The sequence below is a fragment of the Actinomadura macrotermitis genome (genome assembly GCF_009604375.1).
Lineage (GTDB): Bacteria > Actinomycetota > Actinomycetes > Streptosporangiales > Streptosporangiaceae > Spirillospora > Spirillospora macrotermitis.
In genome coordinates this window covers 924561-944104 of record NZ_WEGH01000001.1, presented here as the reverse complement: position 1 = coordinate 944104, position 19544 = coordinate 924561, and the positions used below count along the sequence as shown (strand labels likewise).

The 19544-nt window shown below is 73.4% G+C and carries 18 protein-coding genes; 15 read left to right on the top strand and 3 right to left on the bottom strand.

Annotation, left to right across the window (positions count from 1 at the left end):
- The first annotated feature begins 118 nt into the window (after positions 1-118).
- The 7 genes from ACRB68_RS04305 (at position 119) to pgsA (ending at position 8906) form a co-directional block, all read left to right on the top strand.
- Complete coding sequence (locus tag ACRB68_RS04305) at positions 119-328, top strand: hypothetical protein (RefSeq protein WP_153530918.1); 210 nt, start codon at positions 119-121, stop codon at positions 326-328.
- Positions 329-577: 249 nt separating this feature from the next.
- Complete coding sequence (dapA, locus tag ACRB68_RS04300; RefSeq protein WP_153530917.1) at positions 578-1516, top strand: 4-hydroxy-tetrahydrodipicolinate synthase; 939 nt, start codon at positions 578-580, stop codon at positions 1514-1516.
- Positions 1513-3201 (top strand): ribonuclease J, encoded by a 1689-nt coding sequence (locus tag ACRB68_RS04295; protein ID WP_328593735.1) that lies wholly within the window; start codon positions 1513-1515, stop codon positions 3199-3201. Before dapA ends, ACRB68_RS04295 begins: the two co-directional genes overlap by 4 nt.
- An 87-nt stretch (positions 3202-3288) precedes the next feature.
- Positions 3289-5904, top strand: coding sequence for a DNA translocase FtsK (locus tag ACRB68_RS04290; protein WP_153530916.1), 2616 nt, complete (start codon positions 3289-3291; stop codon positions 5902-5904).
- 165 nt (positions 5905-6069) lie between these two features.
- Complete coding sequence (locus tag ACRB68_RS04285) at positions 6070-6804, top strand: helix-turn-helix domain-containing protein (protein WP_328593734.1); 735 nt, start codon at positions 6070-6072, stop codon at positions 6802-6804.
- Positions 6805-6900: 96 nt separating this feature from the next.
- Positions 6901-8313, top strand: a complete 1413-nt coding sequence (rimO, locus tag ACRB68_RS04280) for a 30S ribosomal protein S12 methylthiotransferase RimO (protein ID WP_153530915.1) — start codon at positions 6901-6903, stop codon at positions 8311-8313.
- Complete coding sequence (gene pgsA, locus ACRB68_RS04275) at positions 8310-8906, top strand: CDP-diacylglycerol--glycerol-3-phosphate 3-phosphatidyltransferase (protein ID WP_153530914.1); 597 nt, start codon at positions 8310-8312, stop codon at positions 8904-8906. Before rimO ends, pgsA begins: the two co-directional genes overlap by 4 nt.
- A gap of 40 nt (positions 8907-8946) precedes the next feature.
- Here the strand turns inward: pgsA and ACRB68_RS04270 are convergent, their stop codons facing one another.
- Positions 8947-9315 (bottom strand): STAS domain-containing protein, encoded by a 369-nt coding sequence (locus ACRB68_RS04270; protein WP_153530913.1) that lies wholly within the window; start codon positions 9313-9315, stop codon positions 8947-8949.
- A 151-nt stretch (positions 9316-9466) separates the two neighbouring features.
- Here ACRB68_RS04270 and ACRB68_RS04265 point away from each other — a divergent pair, with 151 nt between their 5' ends.
- The 6 genes from ACRB68_RS04265 to ACRB68_RS04240 all read left to right on the top strand — a co-directional run bounded on the left by ACRB68_RS04265 (position 9467) and on the right by ACRB68_RS04240 (position 14232).
- Positions 9467-10261, top strand: coding sequence for a YndJ family protein (locus ACRB68_RS04265; RefSeq protein ID WP_153530912.1), 795 nt, complete (start codon positions 9467-9469; stop codon positions 10259-10261).
- Complete coding sequence (locus tag ACRB68_RS04260; protein WP_153530911.1) at positions 10258-10773, top strand: DUF1990 family protein; 516 nt, start codon at positions 10258-10260, stop codon at positions 10771-10773. Before ACRB68_RS04265 ends, ACRB68_RS04260 begins: the two co-directional genes overlap by 4 nt.
- A gap of 562 nt (positions 10774-11335) precedes the next feature.
- Positions 11336-12604: a CinA family nicotinamide mononucleotide deamidase-related protein gene (locus tag ACRB68_RS04255; RefSeq protein WP_153532267.1), complete on the top strand. Its 1269-nt coding sequence runs from the start codon at positions 11336-11338 to the stop codon at positions 12602-12604.
- Between the two features lie 117 nt (positions 12605-12721).
- Positions 12722-13078 (top strand): helix-turn-helix domain-containing protein, encoded by a 357-nt coding sequence (locus tag ACRB68_RS04250; protein WP_153530910.1) that lies wholly within the window; start codon positions 12722-12724, stop codon positions 13076-13078.
- Positions 13079-13202: 124 nt separating this feature from the next.
- Complete coding sequence (locus ACRB68_RS04245) at positions 13203-13670, top strand: Dps family protein (RefSeq protein ID WP_153530909.1); 468 nt, start codon at positions 13203-13205, stop codon at positions 13668-13670.
- 79 nt (positions 13671-13749) lie between these two features.
- Complete coding sequence (locus ACRB68_RS04240; RefSeq protein WP_153530908.1) at positions 13750-14232, top strand: hypothetical protein; 483 nt, start codon at positions 13750-13752, stop codon at positions 14230-14232.
- On the opposite strand, the gene ACRB68_RS04235 is transcribed toward ACRB68_RS04240, so the two are convergent.
- The gene (locus tag ACRB68_RS04235; protein WP_153530907.1) at positions 14219-15370 is read right to left on the bottom strand and encodes a methyltransferase domain-containing protein; all 1152 of its coding nucleotides are present in this window, start codon (positions 15368-15370) and stop codon (positions 14219-14221) included. The two genes, ACRB68_RS04240 and ACRB68_RS04235, sit on opposite strands and share 14 nt — an antisense overlap.
- A 39-nt stretch (positions 15371-15409) precedes the next feature.
- On the opposite strand from ACRB68_RS04235, the gene ACRB68_RS04230 reads away from it, so the two are divergent.
- Together ACRB68_RS04230 and ACRB68_RS04225 are read left to right on the top strand one after the other, a co-directional pair.
- Entirely contained in the window at positions 15410-16099 is a 690-nt protein-coding gene (locus ACRB68_RS04230; RefSeq protein WP_207709567.1) for a maleylpyruvate isomerase N-terminal domain-containing protein, read from the top strand.
- Between the two features lie 86 nt (positions 16100-16185).
- On the top strand, positions 16186-16860 hold the full coding sequence (locus ACRB68_RS04225; RefSeq protein WP_153530905.1) for an esterase/lipase family protein: 675 nt from the start codon (positions 16186-16188) through the stop codon (positions 16858-16860).
- A 2-nt stretch (positions 16861-16862) separates the two neighbouring features.
- Here ACRB68_RS04225 and ACRB68_RS42360 read toward each other — a convergent pair whose 3' ends face one another.
- Positions 16863-19490 carry a LuxR C-terminal-related transcriptional regulator gene (locus ACRB68_RS42360; protein WP_328593733.1) on the bottom strand — a complete coding sequence of 876 codons (2628 nt, stop codon included), beginning with the start codon at positions 19488-19490 and terminating at the stop codon, positions 16863-16865.
- Positions 19491-19544 lie beyond the last annotated feature (54 nt).

Here is a 19544-nt window from a genome sequence, read left to right as displayed (position 1 = left end):
CGTTCCTTTTTCCCGCGTATGCCCTGGTCAGGGGGGCTGGGATAGCGGCGGTCCGACGGGGTAGGGAGCGGTCCGTAGCACTCCACTGGCGGATGGTAAGGGAAGTGGGGACCAGCCGATGGGCATTCAGCAGACCGCGTGGCGCCGGACCGACCGTCCCGCCGACCCCCTGCGCGAGCTCACGACCGAGTTCAGCGGATGGCGGATCGGCCGGGGCGGCTCGGGGCACTGGTGGGCGGTGCGGGGCAACGAACTGGTGCGCACCCTGTACATCGACGAGCTGCGCGTTCGCCTCGAAGAGCTCACCCGCGCCGAACGGAACGGCTGACCGTCATGCCGCGTTATCGGACTGAATCCAGCACAAGGCCGGAGTGACCCCGTAACGCGGCATTTGCCTGCCACGATGTGGAGGTGGAAGCCGCGTCCGCGTACCCCCGAGCGTGGACGCGGCTTCCCCTTTCCCCCGCCCGTCCCCCCGCTTCCCCACGGCGCCCGCGGCGCCGCCGCCCGGGTCCCGGACACACTGGAAGGGACCTGCGGGTCCAACCCGACCGGCCGGAACGGTACCGTTCGATGCATGGCACCCAGCACTACTGAGGACGCCCCGTTCGGACGGATGCTGACCGCGATGGTCACCCCGTTCGGGCCGGACGGCGGCGTCGACTACGAGGCGGCGGCGCGCCTGGCGACCTACCTGGTCGAAGAGCAGCGCCACGACGGCCTCGTCGTCAACGGCACCACCGGTGAGTCGCCGACGACGAGCGACGCCGAGAAACAGCGCCTGGTGCGCGCGGTGACCGAGGCCGTCGGCGACCGCGCCGTCGTCGTCGCCGGTGCCGGGACCAACGACACCGAGCACAGCCTGAAACTCGCGCGCGAGGCCGAGGCGGCCGGCGCGCACGGCCTGCTCGTGGTCACCCCGTACTACAACAAGCCCCCGCAGGAGGGGCTGGTACGGCACTTCACCGCCGTCGCCGACGCGACCGGGCTGCCCACCATGCTCTACGACATCCCCGGCCGCGCCGGGGTGCCGATCGAGTCGGGCACCCTGGCGCGCCTGGCGGAGCACCCGCGCATCCTCGCGGTCAAGGACGCCAAGGGCGACCTGTTCGGCTCGTCCAAGGTGATGGCCGAGACGGGCCTGGTGTTCTACTCCGGGGACGACAACCTGAACCTGCCGTGGCTGTCGGTCGGCGCCGCCGGGTTCGTCAGCGTGGTCGGCCATGTCGTCGGCGCCGACCTCCATGAGATGATCGACGCACACCGTGCCGGTGACCAGGCGCGGGCGCTGCGGATCCACCGGCGCCTGCTGCCGGTGGTCACCGCCATCATGACCCGTACGCAGGGCGCCATCGCCGTCAAGGCCGCGCTGAACCTGCTGGGCCTGCCGGGCGGGGGCGCTCTGCGCTCCCCGCTGGTGGAGGCCTCGCCGGAGTTCGCGGCGCGCCTGCGAGAAGACCTCACGATAGGGGGAGTCAAAGTGCCGGAGGCAAGTATCCCGGAGGTCGATAGGTGAGCCACCCTCACCCGGAGCTTTCCCGTCCGCCCGCCCTGCCCGAAGGCGGCCTGCGCATCGTCGCGCTCGGCGGCCTCGGCGAGATCGGGCGCAACATGACGGTGTTCGAGTACGGCGGCCGCCTGCTCGTCGTCGACTGCGGCGTCCTGTTCCCTGAAACCGAGCAGCCGGGCATCGACCTGATCCTGCCCGACTTCGAGTACATCAGGGACCGGCTGGACGACATCGAGGCCGTCATCCTCACGCACGGCCACGAGGACCACATCGGGGCCGTGCCCTACCTGCTGCGCGAGCGCCGCGACATCCCGCTGGTCGGGTCGAAGCTGACGCTGGCGCTCCTGGAGGCCAAGCTCACCGAGCACCGCATCAGGCCGGTCACCGACGTGGTCGTCGAGGGCGAGCACCGCTCGTTCGGGCCGTTCGACATCGAGTTCCTGTCGGTCAACCACTCCATCCCCGACGCGCTCGCGGTCGCCATCCGCACGCCCGCCGGGCTGGTGCTGGCGACCGGCGACTTCAAGATGGACCAGCTGCCGCTGGACGGCCGGCTGACCGACCTGCCCGGCTTCGCGCGCCTCGGCGCCGAGGGCATCGACCTGCTGATGTCGGACTCGACCAACGCCGAGGTCCCCGGGTTCGTCACCAGCGAGCGCAACATCGGCCCGGTCATCGACGAGGTGTTCCGCACGGCGAAGGAGCGGCTCATCGTGGCCTGCTTCGCCTCGCACATCCACCGCGTCCAGCAGGTGCTCGACGCGGCCGTGGCCAACGGCCGCAAGGTGTGCTTCGTCGGCCGCTCGATGGTGCGCAACATGGGCGTGGCGCGCGAGCTCGGCTACCTGAGCGTGCCCGAGGGCATCATGGTCGAGCCGAAGGAGCTGGACGACGTCCCGCCCGACAGGCTCGTCCTGGTCTGCACCGGCTCGCAGGGCGAGCCGATGTCGGCGCTGTCGCGGATGGCCAACCGCGACCACCAGCAGATCCGCATCACCGACCGCGACACGGTCATGCTGGCGTCCTCGCTGATCCCGGGCAACGAGAACGCGGTCAACCGCGTCATCAACGGCCTGACCCGCTGGGGCGCGCGCATCGTGCACAAGGGCAACGCCCTGGTGCACGTGTCGGGGCACGCCTCGGCCGGCGAGCTGCTGTACGTGCTCAACATGACCAAGCCGGGCAACTTCATGCCGATCCACGGCGAATGGCGGCACCTGCGGGCGCACGCCAAGCTCGCCGCGCTGACCGGCGTGCCCGAGGAGAACATCGTCATCGCCGAGGACGGCGTGGTCGTCGACCTGATCGACGGCCAGGCCAAGATCGTCGGCGCGGTGCCGGCCGGCTACGTCTACGTGGACGGCGCCTCGGTCGGCGAGGTCACCGAGCACTCCCTGAAGGACCGCCGCATCCTCGGCGAGGAGGGCTTCGTCTCGGTCGTGGTCGGCATCGACTCCAGCTCCGGCAAGGTCGTGGCGGGCCCGGAGATCCACGCCCGCGGCGCCGGCATCCTCAACCAGGACTTCAACGAGGTCATCGGCAAGATCGAGGCGGCGCTGCAGGAGGCGGCCGGCAACGGCATCAACGACGAGCACCAGCTCAACCAGATCATCCGCCGCACCACCGGCAAGTGGGTGGCCGACAACTACCGTCGCCGCCCGATGATCATCCCGGTGGTCGTGGAGGTCTAGCCGGCCCCGGTCCGTCCCGGGCGTGCGCCGACACGCCCGGGACGAACCTCCCGGGAACCGCCGGGGTCCTTGGTTACTCTCATGACCATGGCCACACGTGCGTCCGGGGGAGCGAAGTCCTCCTCGCGTACCGGGGCCAGCCCGGCCCGCAAGCCGGCCGCCGGCAAACCCCCGGCGCCCCGCAAGCCCCGCAGCGGCGGCACCGCCGCGGGCGGGGGCAGGGGCGGCGCCAAGCGCGCGCCCGCCTCCCGCCAGCCCCAGCGGCCCGACCCGTTCGGCCAGCTCGTCGTCGGGTTCTTCAAACTGATCTTCAAGCTCTACCACCTGTCCGCGGTCACGGTCGGGTCGGTGTTCCGCGCCTACGGCCGCGGCGCCCGCAACCTGGACGCCGAGCACCAGCGCGACGGCCTCGGCCTCGCGCTGCTCGGCGGCGCGATCGTGCTGGCCTCGGTCACCTGGTGGAAGCCCGAGGGCGTGCTCACCAAGGCGCTGGAGCAGGTGGTGCGCGGCGGCATCGGGGTGCTGGCGATGGGCCTGCCGGTGCTGCTGGCCGCCCTCGCCTGGCGCACGCTGCGCCACCCCGAGCACAACGAGGAGACCGGCCGGGTCGCCATCGGCATCTCGGCGCTGGCCGTCGGCGTGCTCGGCATCATCCACATCGGCTCGGGCGGCCCCACGCCGGCCAAGGACATGGCGGGCGTGCGCGGCGGCGGCGGCGTGATCGGCTGGCTGGTCGGCGCGCCGCTGAACGCCGCGCTGAGCGGCTGGGTCGCGGTGCCGCTGCTGATCCTGCTGGCCTTCTTCGGGCTGCTGGTGATCACCGCGACGCCGATCGCGCGGGTGCCCGACCGGGCCGTGGAGCTGTGGAACCTGGCGACGCTGCAGGGCCGCCCCCACCAGGACGAGGCCGACCCCGGCGAGGAGGACAGGCCGAAGCGCCGCCGCCGCAAGAAGGGCGACGACGACGAGGAGCCCGCCGCCGAGGACGAGGGCGGGATCGGCGAGCACTCCAAGCCCTACGACACCCCGCTGCTGGAGCCCGAGCCGAAGAAGGACGGCAGGCCGCAGCGCGACCTGGCCGACGACATCTTCGACCTGGACCCGTTCGAGGCCGACACCCCGCCGCCGCCCGCCGAGCCCGACCCCGAACCCGAACCGCCGGCCCCCGCGCCCGCCGAGGTCCCCGACCCGACGCCCGCGCCGCGCCGCAGCGAGCAGCTGCCGCTGTCGTCGTCGGGCGAGGTCTACGAGCTGCCCGACCCGGCGAACCTGCGGCCCGGCAGCGTCGCCAAGCCGCGCACCAAGGCCAACGACATCGTCGTCAACGCCCTGACCGGCGTGCTGGAGCAGTTCAACATCGACGCCCAGGTCACCGGGTTCACCCGGGGCCCGACGATCACCCGCTACGAGATCGAGCTCGGCCCGGCCGTCAAGGTCGAGAAGATCACCGCGCTGGCCCGCAACATCGCCTACGCGGTGAAGAGCCCCGAGGTGCGGATCATCTCCCCGATCCCCGGCAAGTCCGCGATCGGGGTGGAGATCCCCAACGTCGACAAGGACATCGTCAGCCTCGGCGACGTGCTGCGCTCGCCCGCCGCGACCACCGAGCACCACCCGATGATCGTCGGCCTCGGCAAGGACGTCGAGGGCCGCACGGTGGTGGCCAACCTGGCCAAGATGCCGCACATCCTCATCGCGGGCGCCACCGGCGCGGGCAAGTCCACCTGCATCAACGGGCTGATCACCTCGGTGCTGATGCGGGCCACCCCCGACGAGGTCCGGATGATCCTGGTCGACCCCAAGCGGGTCGAGCTCACCATGTACCAGGGCATCCCGCACCTGATCTCGCCGATCATCACCAACCCCAAGAAGGCCGCCGAGGCCCTGGAGTGGGTGGTCGGCGAGATGGACCGCCGCTACGACGACCTGGCCGCGTCCGGCTTCCGGCACATCGACGACTTCAACAAGGCGGTCGCGGCGGGCCGGCTCACCCCGCCGCCCGGCAGCGAGCGCGTCTACCAGCCCTACCCCTACCTGCTGGTCATCGTGGACGAGCTGGCCGACCTGATGATGGTCGCCCCGCGCGACGTCGAGGACTCGGTCGTGCGCATCACCCAGCTCGCCCGCGCCGCCGGCATCCACCTGGTGCTGGCCACCCAGCGCCCCTCGGTCGACGTGGTGACCGGCCTGATCAAGGCCAACGTGCCGTCCCGGCTGGCGTTCGCGACCTCCTCGCTGGCCGACAGCCGCGTCATCCTGGACCAGCCCGGCGCCGAGAAGCTGGTCGGGCAGGGCGACGCGCTGTTCCTGCCGATGGGCGCCAGCAAGCCGATGCGGCTGCAGAACGCCTACGTCTCCGAGAAGGAGATCCACGCGATCGTCGACCACTGCAAGACGCAGATGGAGGCGAGCTACCGCCCGGAGGTCACCGAGTCCGCCGCGCCGAAGAAGGAGATCGACGAGGACATCGGCGACGACATGGACCTGCTGGTGCAGGCGATCGAGCTGGTCGTCAGCACCCAGTTCGGGTCCACCTCGATGCTCCAGCGCAAGCTGCGGGTCGGGTTCGCCAAGGCGGGCCGGCTGATGGACCTGATGGAGAGCCGGAACATCGTCGGGCCGAGCGAGGGCTCCAAGGCGCGCGACGTGCTGGCCAAGCCCGACGACCTGCCGGGCGTCCTGGCGGAGCTGCGCGGCGGCTGAGCGATATCCCGATCATGGCGCAGCGGGCCGGCGACCCGGCGGGTGTCCGGTCTGGCATGGCCGGAATGATGCGAAATCTTGCCCTGTTTCGAGCGTGTTGCCGCTCGCTGGGCGGGCATTCCCGTTTCTAGACTGAGGTGGCCGCAGCGTTGGAGGGAGGCTCGCGTGAGCATCGGTGAGACCTTGGCGGACGAGCGTCATCGGGCGGGTCTCACGATCACCCAGGTGAGCTTGCGGACCCGGATCCGGGAGACCGTGATCCGCGGCATCGAGCACGACGACTTCACCGCCTGCGGGGGCGACTTCTACGCCCGCGGCCACATCCGCAGCATCGCCCGGGTCGTCGGCGTCGACCCCGAGCCGCTGGTGCGCGCCTACGACGACGCGCACGGCGGCGCCCCGCAGCCGCTGTCGGCCGCGCGGGCGTTCGAGCCCGAGCGGCCGGTGGTCTTCCACGAGCGCCGGACCGCGAACTGGAGCGCCGCGATGGGGCTCGCGCTGGTGATGCTGGTGGCGATCGGGGTGGTCCAGCTGGTCGCCGGCGACCGGGGCGAGCACCACACCGCCCAGCAGGTCGCGGTCGCCCCGCCGGCCTCTCCGTCCGCGCGGCCGTCCGCCGCCCCGACCTCGCCGGCGCCCCGCAAGGAGGTCACGCTGCAGGTCAAGGCGCGCCGCGGCACGTGGGTGAACGTGCGCGGGGACAAGGGCAAGCAGCTGTTCACCGGCGTGATCGACAAGGGCGGCAGCAAGGACTGGACGGCCAAGAAGAAGATCACGATCGTGATCGGCAGCGGCGGCGGCCTGCGGCTCACCGTCAACGGCAAGGACCTCGGCACGCCGGGGCACCGCGGCGAGTCGCTGCGCCTGGCCTTCACCCCGCGCGGGCCCGAGGAGGCCTGATGGCCCCGCCCCGGGCGCCTGCGGCGGCCCCGGCGACTTCGCGCGCAACCTCGCCCGGTGGTCCGTCCAGCGGCCCGCGCCCACTACCTTAGGGACATGTCCACTCGCCGCAAGGTCAACCTCGTCACGCTCGGATGCGCCCGCAACGAGGTCGACTCCGAAGAGCTCGCCGCCCGCATGGAGGGCGCCGGATGGGATCTGGCCGAATCCGCCGAGGGCGCCGACGTGGTCGTGGTGAACACCTGCGGCTTCATCGACGCGGCCAAGAAGGACTCCATCGACACGCTGCTGGCCGCGCACGACTCCGGCGCCAAGGTGGTCGCCGCCGGGTGCATGGCCGAGCGCTACGGCGCCGAGCTGGCCGAGTCGCTGCCCGAGGCCGACGCGGTGCTCGGCTTCGACGACTACACCGACATCGGCGCGCGCCTGGACGACGTGATGGCGGGCCGCCGGCACGCGGCGCACACCCCGCGCGACCGCCGCACGCTGCTGCCGATCAGCCCGGTGGAGCGGCACGCCTCCGCCGCCGCGGTGGCGGTCCCCGGCCACGGCGACGAGCTGCCCGAGGGACTGGCGCCCGCGAGCGGCCCCCGGGTGCTGCGGCGCCGCCTCGGCGGCGGCCCGGTCGCGCCGCTGAAGCTCGCCTCGGGCTGCGACCGGCGCTGCACGTTCTGCGCCATCCCCGCCTTCCGCGGCGCGTACGTGTCGCGGCCGCCGGCGGAGGTGCTGGAGGAGGCCCGCTGGCTCGCCGGGCACGACGTGCGCGAGCTGGTGCTGGTCAGCGAGAACTCCACCTCCTACGGCAAGGACCTGGGCGACCTGCGCGCCCTGGAGAAGCTGCTGCCGCGGTTGGCCGCCGTCGAGGGCATCGAGCGGGTCCGGGTCAGCTACCTGCAGCCGGCCGAGCTGCGCCCGGGGCTGATCGAGGCGATCTGCTCGACGCCCGGCGTCGTGCCCTACTTCGACCTGTCGTTCCAGCACGCCAGCGGCCCGGTGCTGCGCTCCATGCGCCGCTTCGGCGACCGCGAGCGGTTCCTGGAGCTGCTGGAGCAGATCCGCGCGCAGGCGCCGGAGGCGGGCGTGCGGTCCAACTTCATCGTCGGCTTCCCGGGGGAGTCCGAGGATGACTTCGAGGAGCTGGCCGAGTTCCTCACCGGCGCCCGGATGGACGCGATCGGGGTGTTCGGCTACTCCGACGAGGACGGCACCGAGGCCGCGAACCTGCCCGGCAAGGTCGACCCGGGCGAGATCGCCCGCCGCGTCGAGGAGCTGTCGGCGCTCGCCGAGGAGCTGACGGCCCAGCGCGCCGAGGACCGCATCGGCACCGGGCTGACGGTCCTGGTCGAGGAGAAGACCGAGAACGGCCAGTACGAGGGCCGCGCGGAGCACCAGGCCCCCGAGGTCGACGGCACCGTCCTGGTGCGCGGCGAGGGCCTGGCCATCGGCTCGTTCGTCCCGGTGGTGGTCGTGGACAGCGACGGCGTGGACCTCGTGGCGGATCCCGCATGATCGCCGGCGCCCCGGACCCGGTGGCGGGCACGCCCGAGCCGCTCGGCACGCCGCCGAGCGTCTACAACATCGCCAACCTGCTGACGATGCTGCGCATCGCGCTCGTCCCGCTGTTCGTGTGGCTGCTGTTCCTGGACGGCACCGGCTGGCGCCTGGCGGCGTTCGCGGTCTTCGCGGCCGCCTCGGTGACCGACAAGATCGACGGTGATCTGGCGCGCAAGTACGGCTGGGTCACCGACTTCGGCAAGATCGCCGACCCGATCGCCGACAAGGCCCTCACCGGCGCGGCGCTGATCAGCCTGGCCGTCCTCGGCGAGCTGTGGTGGTGGGTGCCCGCGGTGATCCTGGTCCGCGAGATCGGCATCACCCTGCTGCGCTTCGTCGTCATCCGCTACGGGGTGATCCCGGCGAGCAAGGGCGGCAAGCTGAAGACGATGCTGCAGATCCTGGCGATCGGGTTCTACATCCTGCCCGGGCCGCTGGACCTGATCCGCTGGCCGCTGATGGCGGCGGCGGTCGTCGTCACCGTCGTCACGGGCGTGGACTACCTCGTGCAGGCGTGGCGGATGCGCAGCGAGGCCCGGGCGGCATGAGCGCCGCCGGCCAGGCCCCCCTTTCCCCGGGACGGCTTCCCTAGGGCAACGAGGCGGCGCCGTCCGGGGCGGCGGTGAGGGCCTCGGCCAGGGTCGGGTGGATCGTGAAGTACCCGTCCAGCCCGGAGATCTCCAGCACGCGCCGCGTCCCCGGGCTCAGCCCGGTGAGCGCGAAGTAGGTGCGGTTCGCCGCCGCGCGCCGGTAGGCCTGCATCGTGACGGTCAGGCCCGCCGAGTCCATGAACCGCAGGTGGGACAGGTCCAGGACCAGGTGCGGGTGGTCGGCGTCCTGCTGCGCGGCGCGCACCGCGTCATCGACCTGGCCGCTCACGGTCAGGTCCAGCTCGCCGGCCAGCGCGATGACGGTGACACCGCCCACGGCGCGGACGGTGATGTGCAGCTGGGTCATGCGGCTCCTCCGGAGGGCGTCCCGCAGTGGCGGCGGCGCTTGCAGGACGACAATAGTCCCGTTCCGGCCGCTGGAAGTACTCTCCGTGTTTTTGAACGCGTTCAGGTTACGCTAGGCTCACTCTTGAACGGGTTCAAATCTAGGAGGCCCGATGGGCGTGCTGGTGAACGTCATCGTCATGACCGGCATGCTGCTGGTCGTCCCGCTCGGAACCGGGCTGGCCGGCGTCCCGCCGGCCGTCCGGCACGCCTGGTGGCCGGGTGCGGCCGCCGGCGCGGTCTCGCTCTGGCTGCCGCGCGGCCCGCTGGCCACCGCCCTCGCCGCCTGCTACGCGGCCGCCGCCCTGGTGCTGGCCGCGCAGGCGGTGCGCCGCCACCGGCGGGCCGGCGTGACCGAGGCGGCGGTCGCCACCGCGCTGGTCATGCCGGTGATCGCGGCGACCGCGCTGGTGGCCGAGCGCGGCGGGCACCCGCTGTTCGGCTTCTCACTGAAGATCCTCACGCTCACCGTGGCGCACTTCCACTTCGCGGGCTTCGCCGCCGCGCTGACGGCCGGCCTGGTGGCGCGGACGGCGCGCCGGGGCCGGGGCGCGGCGGCGGCGACCGTCCCGGCCGGGACCCTGCTGGTGCTCGCGGGGTACTTCACCGGTGAGTGGGTCGAGTTCGCGGGAGCGGTCGTGCTGTCGGCCGGGATGTGGCTGGTCGGCTGGATCACCTGGCGCGACGTGCGGCCGGACGACCGGGTCACCCGGGCGCTGCTGCTCGTGTCGGCCGCGGTGCTGGCCGCCACGATGACGCTGGCGCTCAGCTGGGCGCTCGGCGAGGCCTCCGGCCTGCCCCATCCGTCGCTGGCCTGGATGGCGGCGACGCACGGGGCCGGCAACGCGTTCGGGTTCGGGCTCTGCGGCATGCTGGCATGGCGCCGTCTACAAAGGGGACAGGGATGACCACGCAGGACTTCACCTACGAGCAGGTCGGGGCGACCAGGACGCTCGACCTGCCCGCCGGATACGGCCACATGCGGGTGCGCACGCTGATCGGCGAGGGGCCGGACGTCATGGCCGACGCCGCCGACGCCCTGATGGAGTTCTGGATGCACCGGGCCATCCCCGTCGTGGTGAAGGCGACCGCCCGGCGGGCGGCGCCGGGCGTCGGCGTCGTGATCGGCCTCGGGATCGGCCCGCTCCGCCTCTGGGCGCCCTGCCGCATCATCTGGACGCAGGAGGAGGAGAAGCGGGCCGGGTGGGCGTACGGGACCCTTCCGGGTCACCCCGAGCGCGGCGAGGAGTCGTTCGTCGTCCACATGGACGACGAGGGGGAGGTGTGGCTGACCGTCACCGCCTTCAGCGTCCCCGCGTCACGCCTGGCCCGGCTCGCGGGCCCGCTGGTCCCCTTCCTGCAGCGGGCCTACGCGCGTCGTTGCGGAGCCGTCCTGCGGAGACTGGCGCGTCAGAAGTAGGCGCCGGCGATCCCGGCATGGTGCGGAGTCTCATGACCGCCCTTTCCGAAAGTGCCGCGGTGGAAGGCGAAAAGCGTTTTCCGAGGTTGGCCGAACGCTATAGCGAAGTGGTGCCGCTGGTCATGCGGCAGCACTACCAACCCGGTCTGCGGTCACGGCCCTAGGGCGAGTACCTGTGGATTCTCGGTGATGTGCGCTTTCGCTGTGTTCCCGAGCGTCCCTGTCCATCGTCGAGTGATCCCCTCATCGGTTGCTATAGGACAACTCTTTTCCAGAGAGCAGGCTGAAAGGCTTTATGCGCTCTGCGGACCGGTCGCTTCGCGCTTCTCAGTGGCCCGAGTCCGGCCTCATCGGGTCGGCGGGGCGCTGCCGGCCCGCGCGCAGGCCGAGACTGCACCCGACCTCGGACACACTGCGCGGAGGCCGGACGCTGCTGTAGGCGACGATCGACCGCAGTGAGCCCGCCGCACCGGCCCACCAGCAGGAGCATCGCGTCCGTCCCCGGTAAATTCGTCAGGCAGGCATTCCGTCTGGCAGGCACGACGAACGGGAGGCGGACGTGATGCGGGTCGAACTGCTCACCATCGGGGACGAACTGCTCATCGGCGACACGGTCAACGGCAACGCCGCCTGGCTCGGCCGGCGGCTGGCCGACCACGGCGTGGACGTCACCCGCAGTGTCGTCGTCGGCGACGAACTGGACGTCATCGTGGAGGCGGTCGAGGCGGCCCTCGGCCGCGCCGACGCCGTCATCACCACCGGCGGCCTCGGCCCCACCTACGACGACCTCACCCGCGACGCGCTCGCCAAGGCGGCGGGCGCCGCCCTCGTCCGCGACCCGGCCCTGGAGAAGCGGCTGCGCGAGCGCGCCGACAGGTCCGGGCGGGAGCTGAAGCCGATGGCCCTGCGGATGGCCGAGGTCCCCGAGGGCGCGCGGGTGCTGGACAACTCCGCGGGCAGCGCGCCGGGACTGCGGGTCGAGCTGCCCGGCGGCGTGGCCTACGCGCTGCCCGGCGTCCCCTACGAGATGCGCGCCATCATGGAGGAGGTGGTGCTGCCCGAGCTCGCCGGGCCGCTCCGCCTCGTCCGCCGGACGCTGCGCACGGCGTGCGTGTGGGAGTCGGTCATCGCGACCGCGCTGGCGCCCGTGGAGGCCATGGACGGCGTGCGGCTGGCCTACCTGCCCGACCCCGGCACCGTGAGCGTCCGCATCACCGCGCCCGAGGGGCGCGTCGACGAGGCCGAGGCCAAGGCCCGCGAGCTGCTCGGCGACGCCGTCTACGGCGCCGGCGACGACGACCTGGCCACCGTGGTGCACCGGCTGCTGATCGACCGGGACGCCACCGTCGCGACCGCCGAGTCGCTGACGGGCGGCCTCATCGGCGCGGAGCTGACCCGGGCGCCGGGCTCCTCGGTCACCTACGCCGGCGGCGTGGTGACCTACGCGACCGAGCAGAAGCACCGGCTCCTCGGCGTGCCCGCCGAGCTGCTGGAGGAGCACGGCGCCGTCCACCCCGACGTGGCGGCGGCGATGGCGGCCGGCGTCCGCGGCCTGCTCGGCACCACCTACGGCATCGCGGTGACCGGTGTCGCGGGCCCCGAGCCGCAGGACGGCGAACCGGTCGGCACCGTTTATATCGGGCTGGCCGGACCCGATGGTGAGCCGATCGTGACCGATCCGCAACTCGCGGTGAACGGGACCGGTCCGGAGATGCGCGGGGTGATCCGCCAGATGACCGTGGTGCACGCACTTGAGCAGCTACGACGTGCTCTGCTCGGACTTGACGGACAGCCGGGAACGCAGCACGCTCAAGAAGATCGGGAAGAGTAGGGCTGATTACAGCGTTACGTTCCGAGCGAACACGAAATCGACGGTCTGCCACGGCCACCGCCCGGGCGGGTACGGTGGAAGCGGCAGATGGTCCGAACTGAGGGAGGGAGCGAGACGATGGTCCTGCTTCGCCAGCTGCTCGGTGACGTACTGCGGCAGCTGCGGCTGCGCCAGGGACGCACCCTCCGCGAGGTCTCCGCGGCGGCACGGGTTTCCCTCGGCTACCTCTCCGAGGTCGAACGAGGGCAGAAGGAAGCGTCGTCGGAGCTGCTCGCTTCGATCTGCAAGGCGCTCGGGGTGCCGCTGTCCCACGTCCTTCGTGAGGTGTCGGACGCCCTGGCGCTCGCCGAGCTGCAGCACGAGCCCGTCATGGCGGGCGCGCCGCCCGAGCACGAGCGCATCACGTCCGAGAGCATTCCGGCCACACCCGAGGAGATCACCGGCGAGTTCCGCGCCGACATGGTGGCCGCCTGACCGGGTCCGATGCGGTGGCCGCCCCACGGGAGGTGTGGGCGGCCTCACGCGTATCCGGGGCAGTAACGGGGACGCTTGCGTGTTGTAACGGAACGAACGGACACAGCGCGGAAGGAGCCCCGACATGGCGACGATCAAGAGCCCGCTCGACGAGGCCGCCCAGAAGGCCGCCGGCACGGCGCTGCAGGGGGCGCTGGTCGACCTGGTCGACCTCTCGCTGCTGGCCAAGCAGGCGCACTGGAACCTCACCGGCCGCAACTTCAAGGTCGTGCACGAGCATCTGGACGAGGTCGTGGACCTGGCCCGCCAGTCGATGGACGAGGTGGCCGAGCGCGCCATCGCCATCGGCGTGAACCCCGACGGCCGCGCCCGCACGGTCGCCGACCGGTCCGAGCTGCCGCAGCTGGAGGCCGGCTATCTGGCCGACGACAAGGTCGTGGCCGCGGTGACCGATCTGCTCGCGCAGATCATCGGCCGGTTCCGGGAGCGCATCGCCGCCACCGACGAGCCGGACCCGGTCTCCCAGGACCTGCTCATCGGCATCACGGCCGAGCTGGAGAAGCAGCACTGGATGTTCCAGGCCCAGACCTGATCCGCGAACCGAACGCCCCGGCCCCCCAAGGCCGGGGCTTTTCGCGTCGGTGGAGCTGTTTTCTCGCTATGGTCCGAATATGCGAGTCTTCGCGGTGGCGGCCTGTCTCGCCGCCCTCACGGCCTGCGGGAGCACGGCCTTCGAGGCGGGGCGGCAGTGCACCATGATGGCCGGCGTGCGCGGTGTCAACGTGGGGATCGAGCCGCCCTACGCGGCCAGGGTCGCCACGGCCGCCATGCAGGTCTGCTGGGGTACGACCTGCCGCGCCTCCGAGGTCGAGCTGCTCCCGTCGACGGATTCCGTCCCCCAGCCCTGCAAGGGCGAGGTCTGCAGCGCGCAGATGACCCCCACCGGTGGCAAGACGGGTCTGGCGCAGATCGGCGACCTGCCCCAGGCGCCGATCGCCATCACGCTCACCCTCAAGGACAAGGCCGGTAAGCGGCTGCTGCGGCAGAAGGTCGCGACCACCGCCAAGATGTCGGAGCCCAACGGCCCCGGCTGCGGTGGCGGCGCACCGTACGCGGGCGTGACCGTCAGGGACGGCAAGGTCACCGCACAATGAAGTCGGGCCGGTCGAGCCAGACCTGCTGCCCGTCGGGCCCGACCGTCAACCCGAACCGGTCCCGGGCCGGCTGGCCCCAGCCGACCCACCGCAGGTAGGCGTTCTCCACCTCGTCCCACAGCCGGCGCTCCCCGCTTTGCCGCACTCGGAACTCCGGCAGCCCGGGGGAGAAGTCCGCGGCGGCCCAGGCTGTACCACCCACCACGGGACCGTCCAGCACGGCCCAGAACCGCACCGATCCGTCCGGCGCGCTCTCCAGTTGCATCCGGACGCCCGGGACGAGCGCGTTGATCGCCACCTCCGCGCCTGGCGCGTCACCCGCCAGCACCCTCGGATCGATCTGGGTGGCCGACCCGGCGGCCGCCCCGGGATCGTCCGGCGTTCCGAACGGCCGCCGCTGGGAGCGCAGCATCATGAACCCGGCGGGTTCCAGCAGCCGCCCCACCGCGACCCCGTCGCCCACCACCAGCCGCGCCAGGTGCCCGAGCCCCCACCCCGGCGACCAGGGCAGCACGATGACGCCGCCGGGCCGGGTCTGCTCCACCCACGAGAACGGCACCCGGTCGACGCCGCAGGTCACGTGCACCCGGTCGTAGGGGGCGTCCTCGGCGAACCCCGCGGCGCCGTCCCCGGCGACGACCCGCGGCGCCAGGCCGGCCGCCCGCAGGTTCGCCACCGCGCGCCCGGCCAGCGCCTCGTCGATCTCCACCGAGGTCACGGCGCCGTCCCCGAGCAGCCAGGCCAGCAGCCCGGCGGTCCACCCGGTCCCGGTGCCGATCTCCAGCACCCGCTGGTGGGGCAGCACGTGCAGCTCCTCCAGGAACGGCAGCACGATCCCCGGCGCCGACAGCGAGTTCGTCCACGCGCCGGTCCCGGCCGCCGGGTCGCCCGCCCCGTCGTCCACCTGGACGGCGATCGCCGCGTCGGCGTAGACGAGCTCCCACCAGGTGGCCGGGTCGGCGGCCCGGTCGATGGCGACGCCCTCGGCCCGCGGCCGGTCCGGCACGGCCCAGGCCCGCTCCGGCGCGAACAGGTGCCGCGGCACGGCGAACAGGGCGTCCCGCCAGCGCGGGTCGGCGAGCCGCCCGGCGGCGGCGAGCGCGTCCGCGAGCCGGCCGATCCTCTCGTCGAGGTCCATGGTTCAACCATGCCCGGATCCGGGGGATACGCTCCCTTCGTGGAGAGATCAACGCCGCCGAGCGGCCCCCTCGACGCTTTCGACGACGAAGCGGAGCGGCTGGCCGGGGTGCTGCACACCCTGGCCGACGCCGACCTGGACCGGGCGACCCCCTGCCCGCCGTGGACCGTCCGCGAGCTGGTGGTGCACGTTCGCAACGGGGCCGCGCGCCCCGTCAGCGGCCTGGCCGTCCCGCCGCCGCCCGCCCCGGCCCTGGACGCGACCGGGTACTTCAACCCGGGGATCTTCGACGCCGCGAGCAACGCCGAGCGGGTGGAGGCGACGCGGCGGGACGCGGCCGCCTATCGGACGGCCGCCGAGCTGGCCGCGGCGTTCGACGACTGCCGCCGCCGCACCCGCGAGGCCGTCCGGGCGCAGCCGCCGGACCGGATCGTCGTCACCCGGCACGGTGACGGCATGCTGCTCACCGAGTTCATGGCGACCCGCGTCGTCGAGCTCGCCCTGCACGGCCTGGACCTGGCGATCGCCCTGGACCGGGCCCCGTGGACCGCGCCGTCGGCCGCGGGCGTCGTCGCGGACCTGCTCGTCGCCTCCGGCGCGGACCGCGTCGCCGAACTGGGCTGGGACCAGGCCGAGCTCATCGCCAAGGCGTCCGGCCGCACTCCGCCGACCCCGGCGGAGTCCGCCGCCGCGGCCCGCCTGGGGATCACCTGGCTCCCGCTCGGCTGAGCGGGACAAGAGGGTGAAAGCACGGATATAAAACCGGCCCTCCCGTTGTGACACTCCTGGGGACTCCCACCCCCCAGGAGGCTCACATGCGCAAGATCCTCGGGTTCGCCGCCGCGCTCATCGCGGCGCTGTTCCTGGCGGCACCGGTGCCGCAGGCGTCCGCCGCGACGACCCACACGCCGGTGGTGTTCGTCCACGGCTTCAGCGGCAGCGCGTCCAACTGGACGACGGCGATCGCGTCGTTCCGCAGCGCCGGATACAGCAGCGACGAGCTGTACGCCTTCCAGTACAACTGGGCGGCCTCCAACAAGACCAGCGCCGCCCAGCTCGCCACCTACGTCGACCAGGTCCGGGCGCGCACCGGCAGCGACAAGGTCGACATCGTCAACCACTCGATGGGCGGCCTGGTCACCCGCTGGTACGTCAGCGAGCTCGGCGGCGACGCCCGCGTCCGGCACGTGGCGTCGCTGGCCGGCGCCAACCACGGCACGACCGCGGCGGGAGCCTGCCTCATCTACGCCTCGTGCGTGGAGATGCTGCCGGGGTCGGCGTTCATCGGCCAGCTCACCGCGGCCGGCGACGAGACGCCCGGCACGGCCGGGTACGCGACCTGGTACTCGCCCTGCGACGGCGTCATCAACCCCTACACCAGCACCAGGCTGTCCGGCGCCACCAACAACTACCTGGCCTGTGAGAACCACCTGACCTTCCTGACCGACCCGGTGGTCCTCACGGCGGTGCGGAACTTCCTGGCCTCCTGACCTCAGAACAACCGGGCCAGCTCGACGCGGGAGCGGACCTCCAGCCTGGCGAAGATCTTGCTGAGGTGGTGCTCGACCGTGCGGTGGCTCAGATAGAGCCGCGCCGCGATCTCCCGGTTGGTCGCGCCCGCCGCGACCAGCCGGGCGATCTGGAGCTGCTGCGGGGTCAGCTCGCGGGCGGCGTCCGCCGGGCCCGTCCCGACGGACCCGCCCGCCGCGCGCAGCTCGGCCCGCGCCTGCTGCGCCCAGGTCCGCGCGCCGAGCCGGTCGAAGGTCTCCAGCGCCTGCTGCAGGTGCTCGCGCGAGTCCCGGCGGCGGCGCAGGCGCCGCAGCGTGCCGCCGAAAAGCAGCTGGGTGCGGGCCCGCTCGAAGTCGCACTCGGCCTGCTGGTGCAGGTCGAGCGCGTGCAGATACAACTCGGCGGACTCGGCCGGCGACGCCAGCAGGGCGCGGCAGCGGGCGGCCAGGGCCCGCCGGCCGGGACTGCCCGTGCTGTCCGCCCACCGCTCGTAGACCGCCAGCGCCTCGCGCGCCCCGGCCGCCTCGGCCGTCCCGGCCCGGGCGGCGGCCTCGACGAGCTGCGGGGTGGCCAGCACCTGGACGACCAGATGCCCCTGGCCGCGTCCCGTCCACGCCGTCGCGCGCAGCCCGGCGACGGCCTGGGCGTGCCGCCCCGCCGCCAGGTCCAGGCAGGCGAGCGCCCACGCGCCGCGCGCCTGGACCATGCCGACGCCGTGGGCGGCGGCGAGCCGCAGCGCCGCCCGCGAGCGGGCCCGCGCGGACTCGGCGTCACCGCGGATCGCCGACACCATCGCCAGCGAGGACAGGTGCAGGGCGGCGGTGTTCGGCTGGCCGGCCTCCTCGGCCAGCCGCAGCCCCTCGGCGGCGCTCTCGGCCGCCTCGTCGTAGCGGCCCAGCCAGTAGTGGGCGTGCACCAGGAACTCGATGATCTGCGGGACCGCCGCGGCCGCACCGCGGTCGCGGGCCATGCCGAGGGCGCGCCGGGCGAGCCGCAGCGCCCGCGCGTCCTCGCCGAGGAACTGCCCCGCCACGCTCGCCCACACCAGCACCGAGGGGCCGCCCGCGGCCGGGGCCAGCTCCAGCACCCGGCGCAGCGGCCCGGCCGCCTCCCGGTGCCGCCCGCGGAAGGTGGCGGCCATGCCGTCGAGGTACTCGAACATCAGCTGCAGGGACGCCGGGTCGTCGGCGCGGCGCAGCGCGGCGGCGTCCCGGGCGGCGGCGAGATAGCGGCGGTGGTCGCCGGCCAGGTAGCCCGCCTCGCCTGCCCGCATGAGCGTGCGCACGGCCTGCGCGCGGTCGCGTTCCATCAGCCGCGCGGCCGCCAGCAGCTCGTCGCGGGCCAGCGCGGCCGGCCCGGCCCGCAGGGCCAGGTTGCCGCGGACCAGCCCGACGCCCGCCTGGACGCCCGCGTCGGCGGCCGGCGGACAGAACCCCGCCAGCAGCACACGCGCGCGGTGCGGCTGCCCGGCAGACCAGGCGGCCCGCGCGGCGGCCACCAGCCGGGCCGCCCGGACCCGGTGGTCGCCGGTCAGCTCGGCCGCCCGCGCCAGCACCCGGACCAGTTCGGCCGGATGCACGTACGGGCGGGCCGCCTCGGCCGCCTGGGCCAGCTCCTCGGCCAGCTCGGGTCCCGGCGCGTCCTGTGCCGCGGCCCGGTGCCACGCCCGCCGCAGCACGTCGCCCGCGTCGTCGAAGACCCCGGCGAGCAGCCGGTGCGCCCTTCGCCGCCGGGCCAGGGGAGCGCGCTCGTAGACCACCGGCCCGAGCAGCGGCTGCCGGAACCCGGCCCGGCCGTCCTCGACGACCAGGAACCCGGCGGCCTCGGCGGCCTCCAGCCCCTCCGGCGGCAACGCGCCCGCCATGAGCCCCGGCTCCGCGGCGGCCAGGAGAAGCGCGTCCAGGACCGGCTCGCTCAGGCCGTCCAGCGCCGCGGCGAGGCCCCGCCACAGCCGCCCCTGACGCGGCGGATGCTCCGGCGGCGGGTCGGTCCCCGCCAGCTGCGCGGGCGTCAGCGCCCCCACGAGCTCGACGACGGCCAGCGGATTGCCCCGCGCCGCCCGGACGATCCCGTCCCGGAGCATCGAGGGCACCGGCCCGGGCAGCAGATCGCCGACGATCTCGGCGACGGCCGCCCCGTCCAGCGGGCCGAGCGGCGTGTCACCCGCCTCGGCGGAAGCCGCGACCAGGACCGCGCCCGACCGCCGGACCACGAACCCCAGCACGTCCAAAGAGGCCGGGTCGACCAGGTGGGCATCGTCGACACAGCACACCACCGGCGCATCGGCGGACAGCGCGGCAAGAACCGCCCCCGGCAACGCCAGCGCGGGCCCGACGTCGCCGCTCTCCAGCCTCTCCAGGACAGGCCGGGCCGAAGCCGGCGGCTGAAGAAGGGCGTGCAGCCCCGCGTACGGGACCGCCGCCTCGGCGGAATGGCCGCGCAGCCACAGCACCCGCGCCCCGGCCTCCGCGGCCAGCCCGGCGGCCGCCTCCAGCAGCGCGGACTTGCCGATCCCGCACGGCCCGGCGAACGTCAGGGCGCCGCGGCCGGCCTCGATCAGGTGCCGGACGGCCGCGAGTTCGGCGGCGCGACCGCGAAGCGGGGTGGACACGCGTCATGAATACACCCCCGCCAAACAACGCGATAGGCCCCAAACCGCCTATCG

Coding starts and splice junctions, on each gene's coding strand:
- ACRB68_RS04240 (WP_153530908.1), top strand. CDS start 13,750: ATGCGAGTCTTCGCGGTGGCGGCCTGTCTCGCCGCCCTCACGGCCTGC.
- ACRB68_RS04225 (WP_153530905.1), top strand. CDS start 16,186: ATGCGCAAGATCCTCGGGTTCGCCGCCGCGCTCATCGCGGCGCTGTTC.
- ACRB68_RS04245 (WP_153530909.1), top strand. CDS start 13,203: ATGGCGACGATCAAGAGCCCGCTCGACGAGGCCGCCCAGAAGGCCGCC.
- ACRB68_RS04270 (WP_153530913.1), bottom strand. CDS start 9,315: ATGACCCAGCTGCACATCACCGTCCGCGCCGTGGGCGGTGTCACCGTC.
- ACRB68_RS04235 (WP_153530907.1), bottom strand. CDS start 15,370: ATGGACCTCGACGAGAGGATCGGCCGGCTCGCGGACGCGCTCGCCGCC.
- ACRB68_RS04260 (WP_153530911.1), top strand. CDS start 10,258: ATGACCACGCAGGACTTCACCTACGAGCAGGTCGGGGCGACCAGGACG.
- pgsA (WP_153530914.1), top strand. CDS start 8,310: ATGATCGCCGGCGCCCCGGACCCGGTGGCGGGCACGCCCGAGCCGCTC.
- ACRB68_RS04265 (WP_153530912.1), top strand. CDS start 9,467: ATGGGCGTGCTGGTGAACGTCATCGTCATGACCGGCATGCTGCTGGTC.
- rimO (WP_153530915.1), top strand. CDS start 6,901: ATGTCCACTCGCCGCAAGGTCAACCTCGTCACGCTCGGATGCGCCCGC.
- ACRB68_RS04290 (WP_153530916.1), top strand. CDS start 3,289: ATGGCCACACGTGCGTCCGGGGGAGCGAAGTCCTCCTCGCGTACCGGG.
- ACRB68_RS04305 (WP_153530918.1), top strand. CDS start 119: ATGGGCATTCAGCAGACCGCGTGGCGCCGGACCGACCGTCCCGCCGAC.
- ACRB68_RS04250 (WP_153530910.1), top strand. CDS start 12,722: ATGGTCCTGCTTCGCCAGCTGCTCGGTGACGTACTGCGGCAGCTGCGG.
- dapA (WP_153530917.1), top strand. CDS start 578: ATGGCACCCAGCACTACTGAGGACGCCCCGTTCGGACGGATGCTGACC.
- ACRB68_RS04255 (WP_153532267.1), top strand. CDS start 11,336: ATGCGGGTCGAACTGCTCACCATCGGGGACGAACTGCTCATCGGCGAC.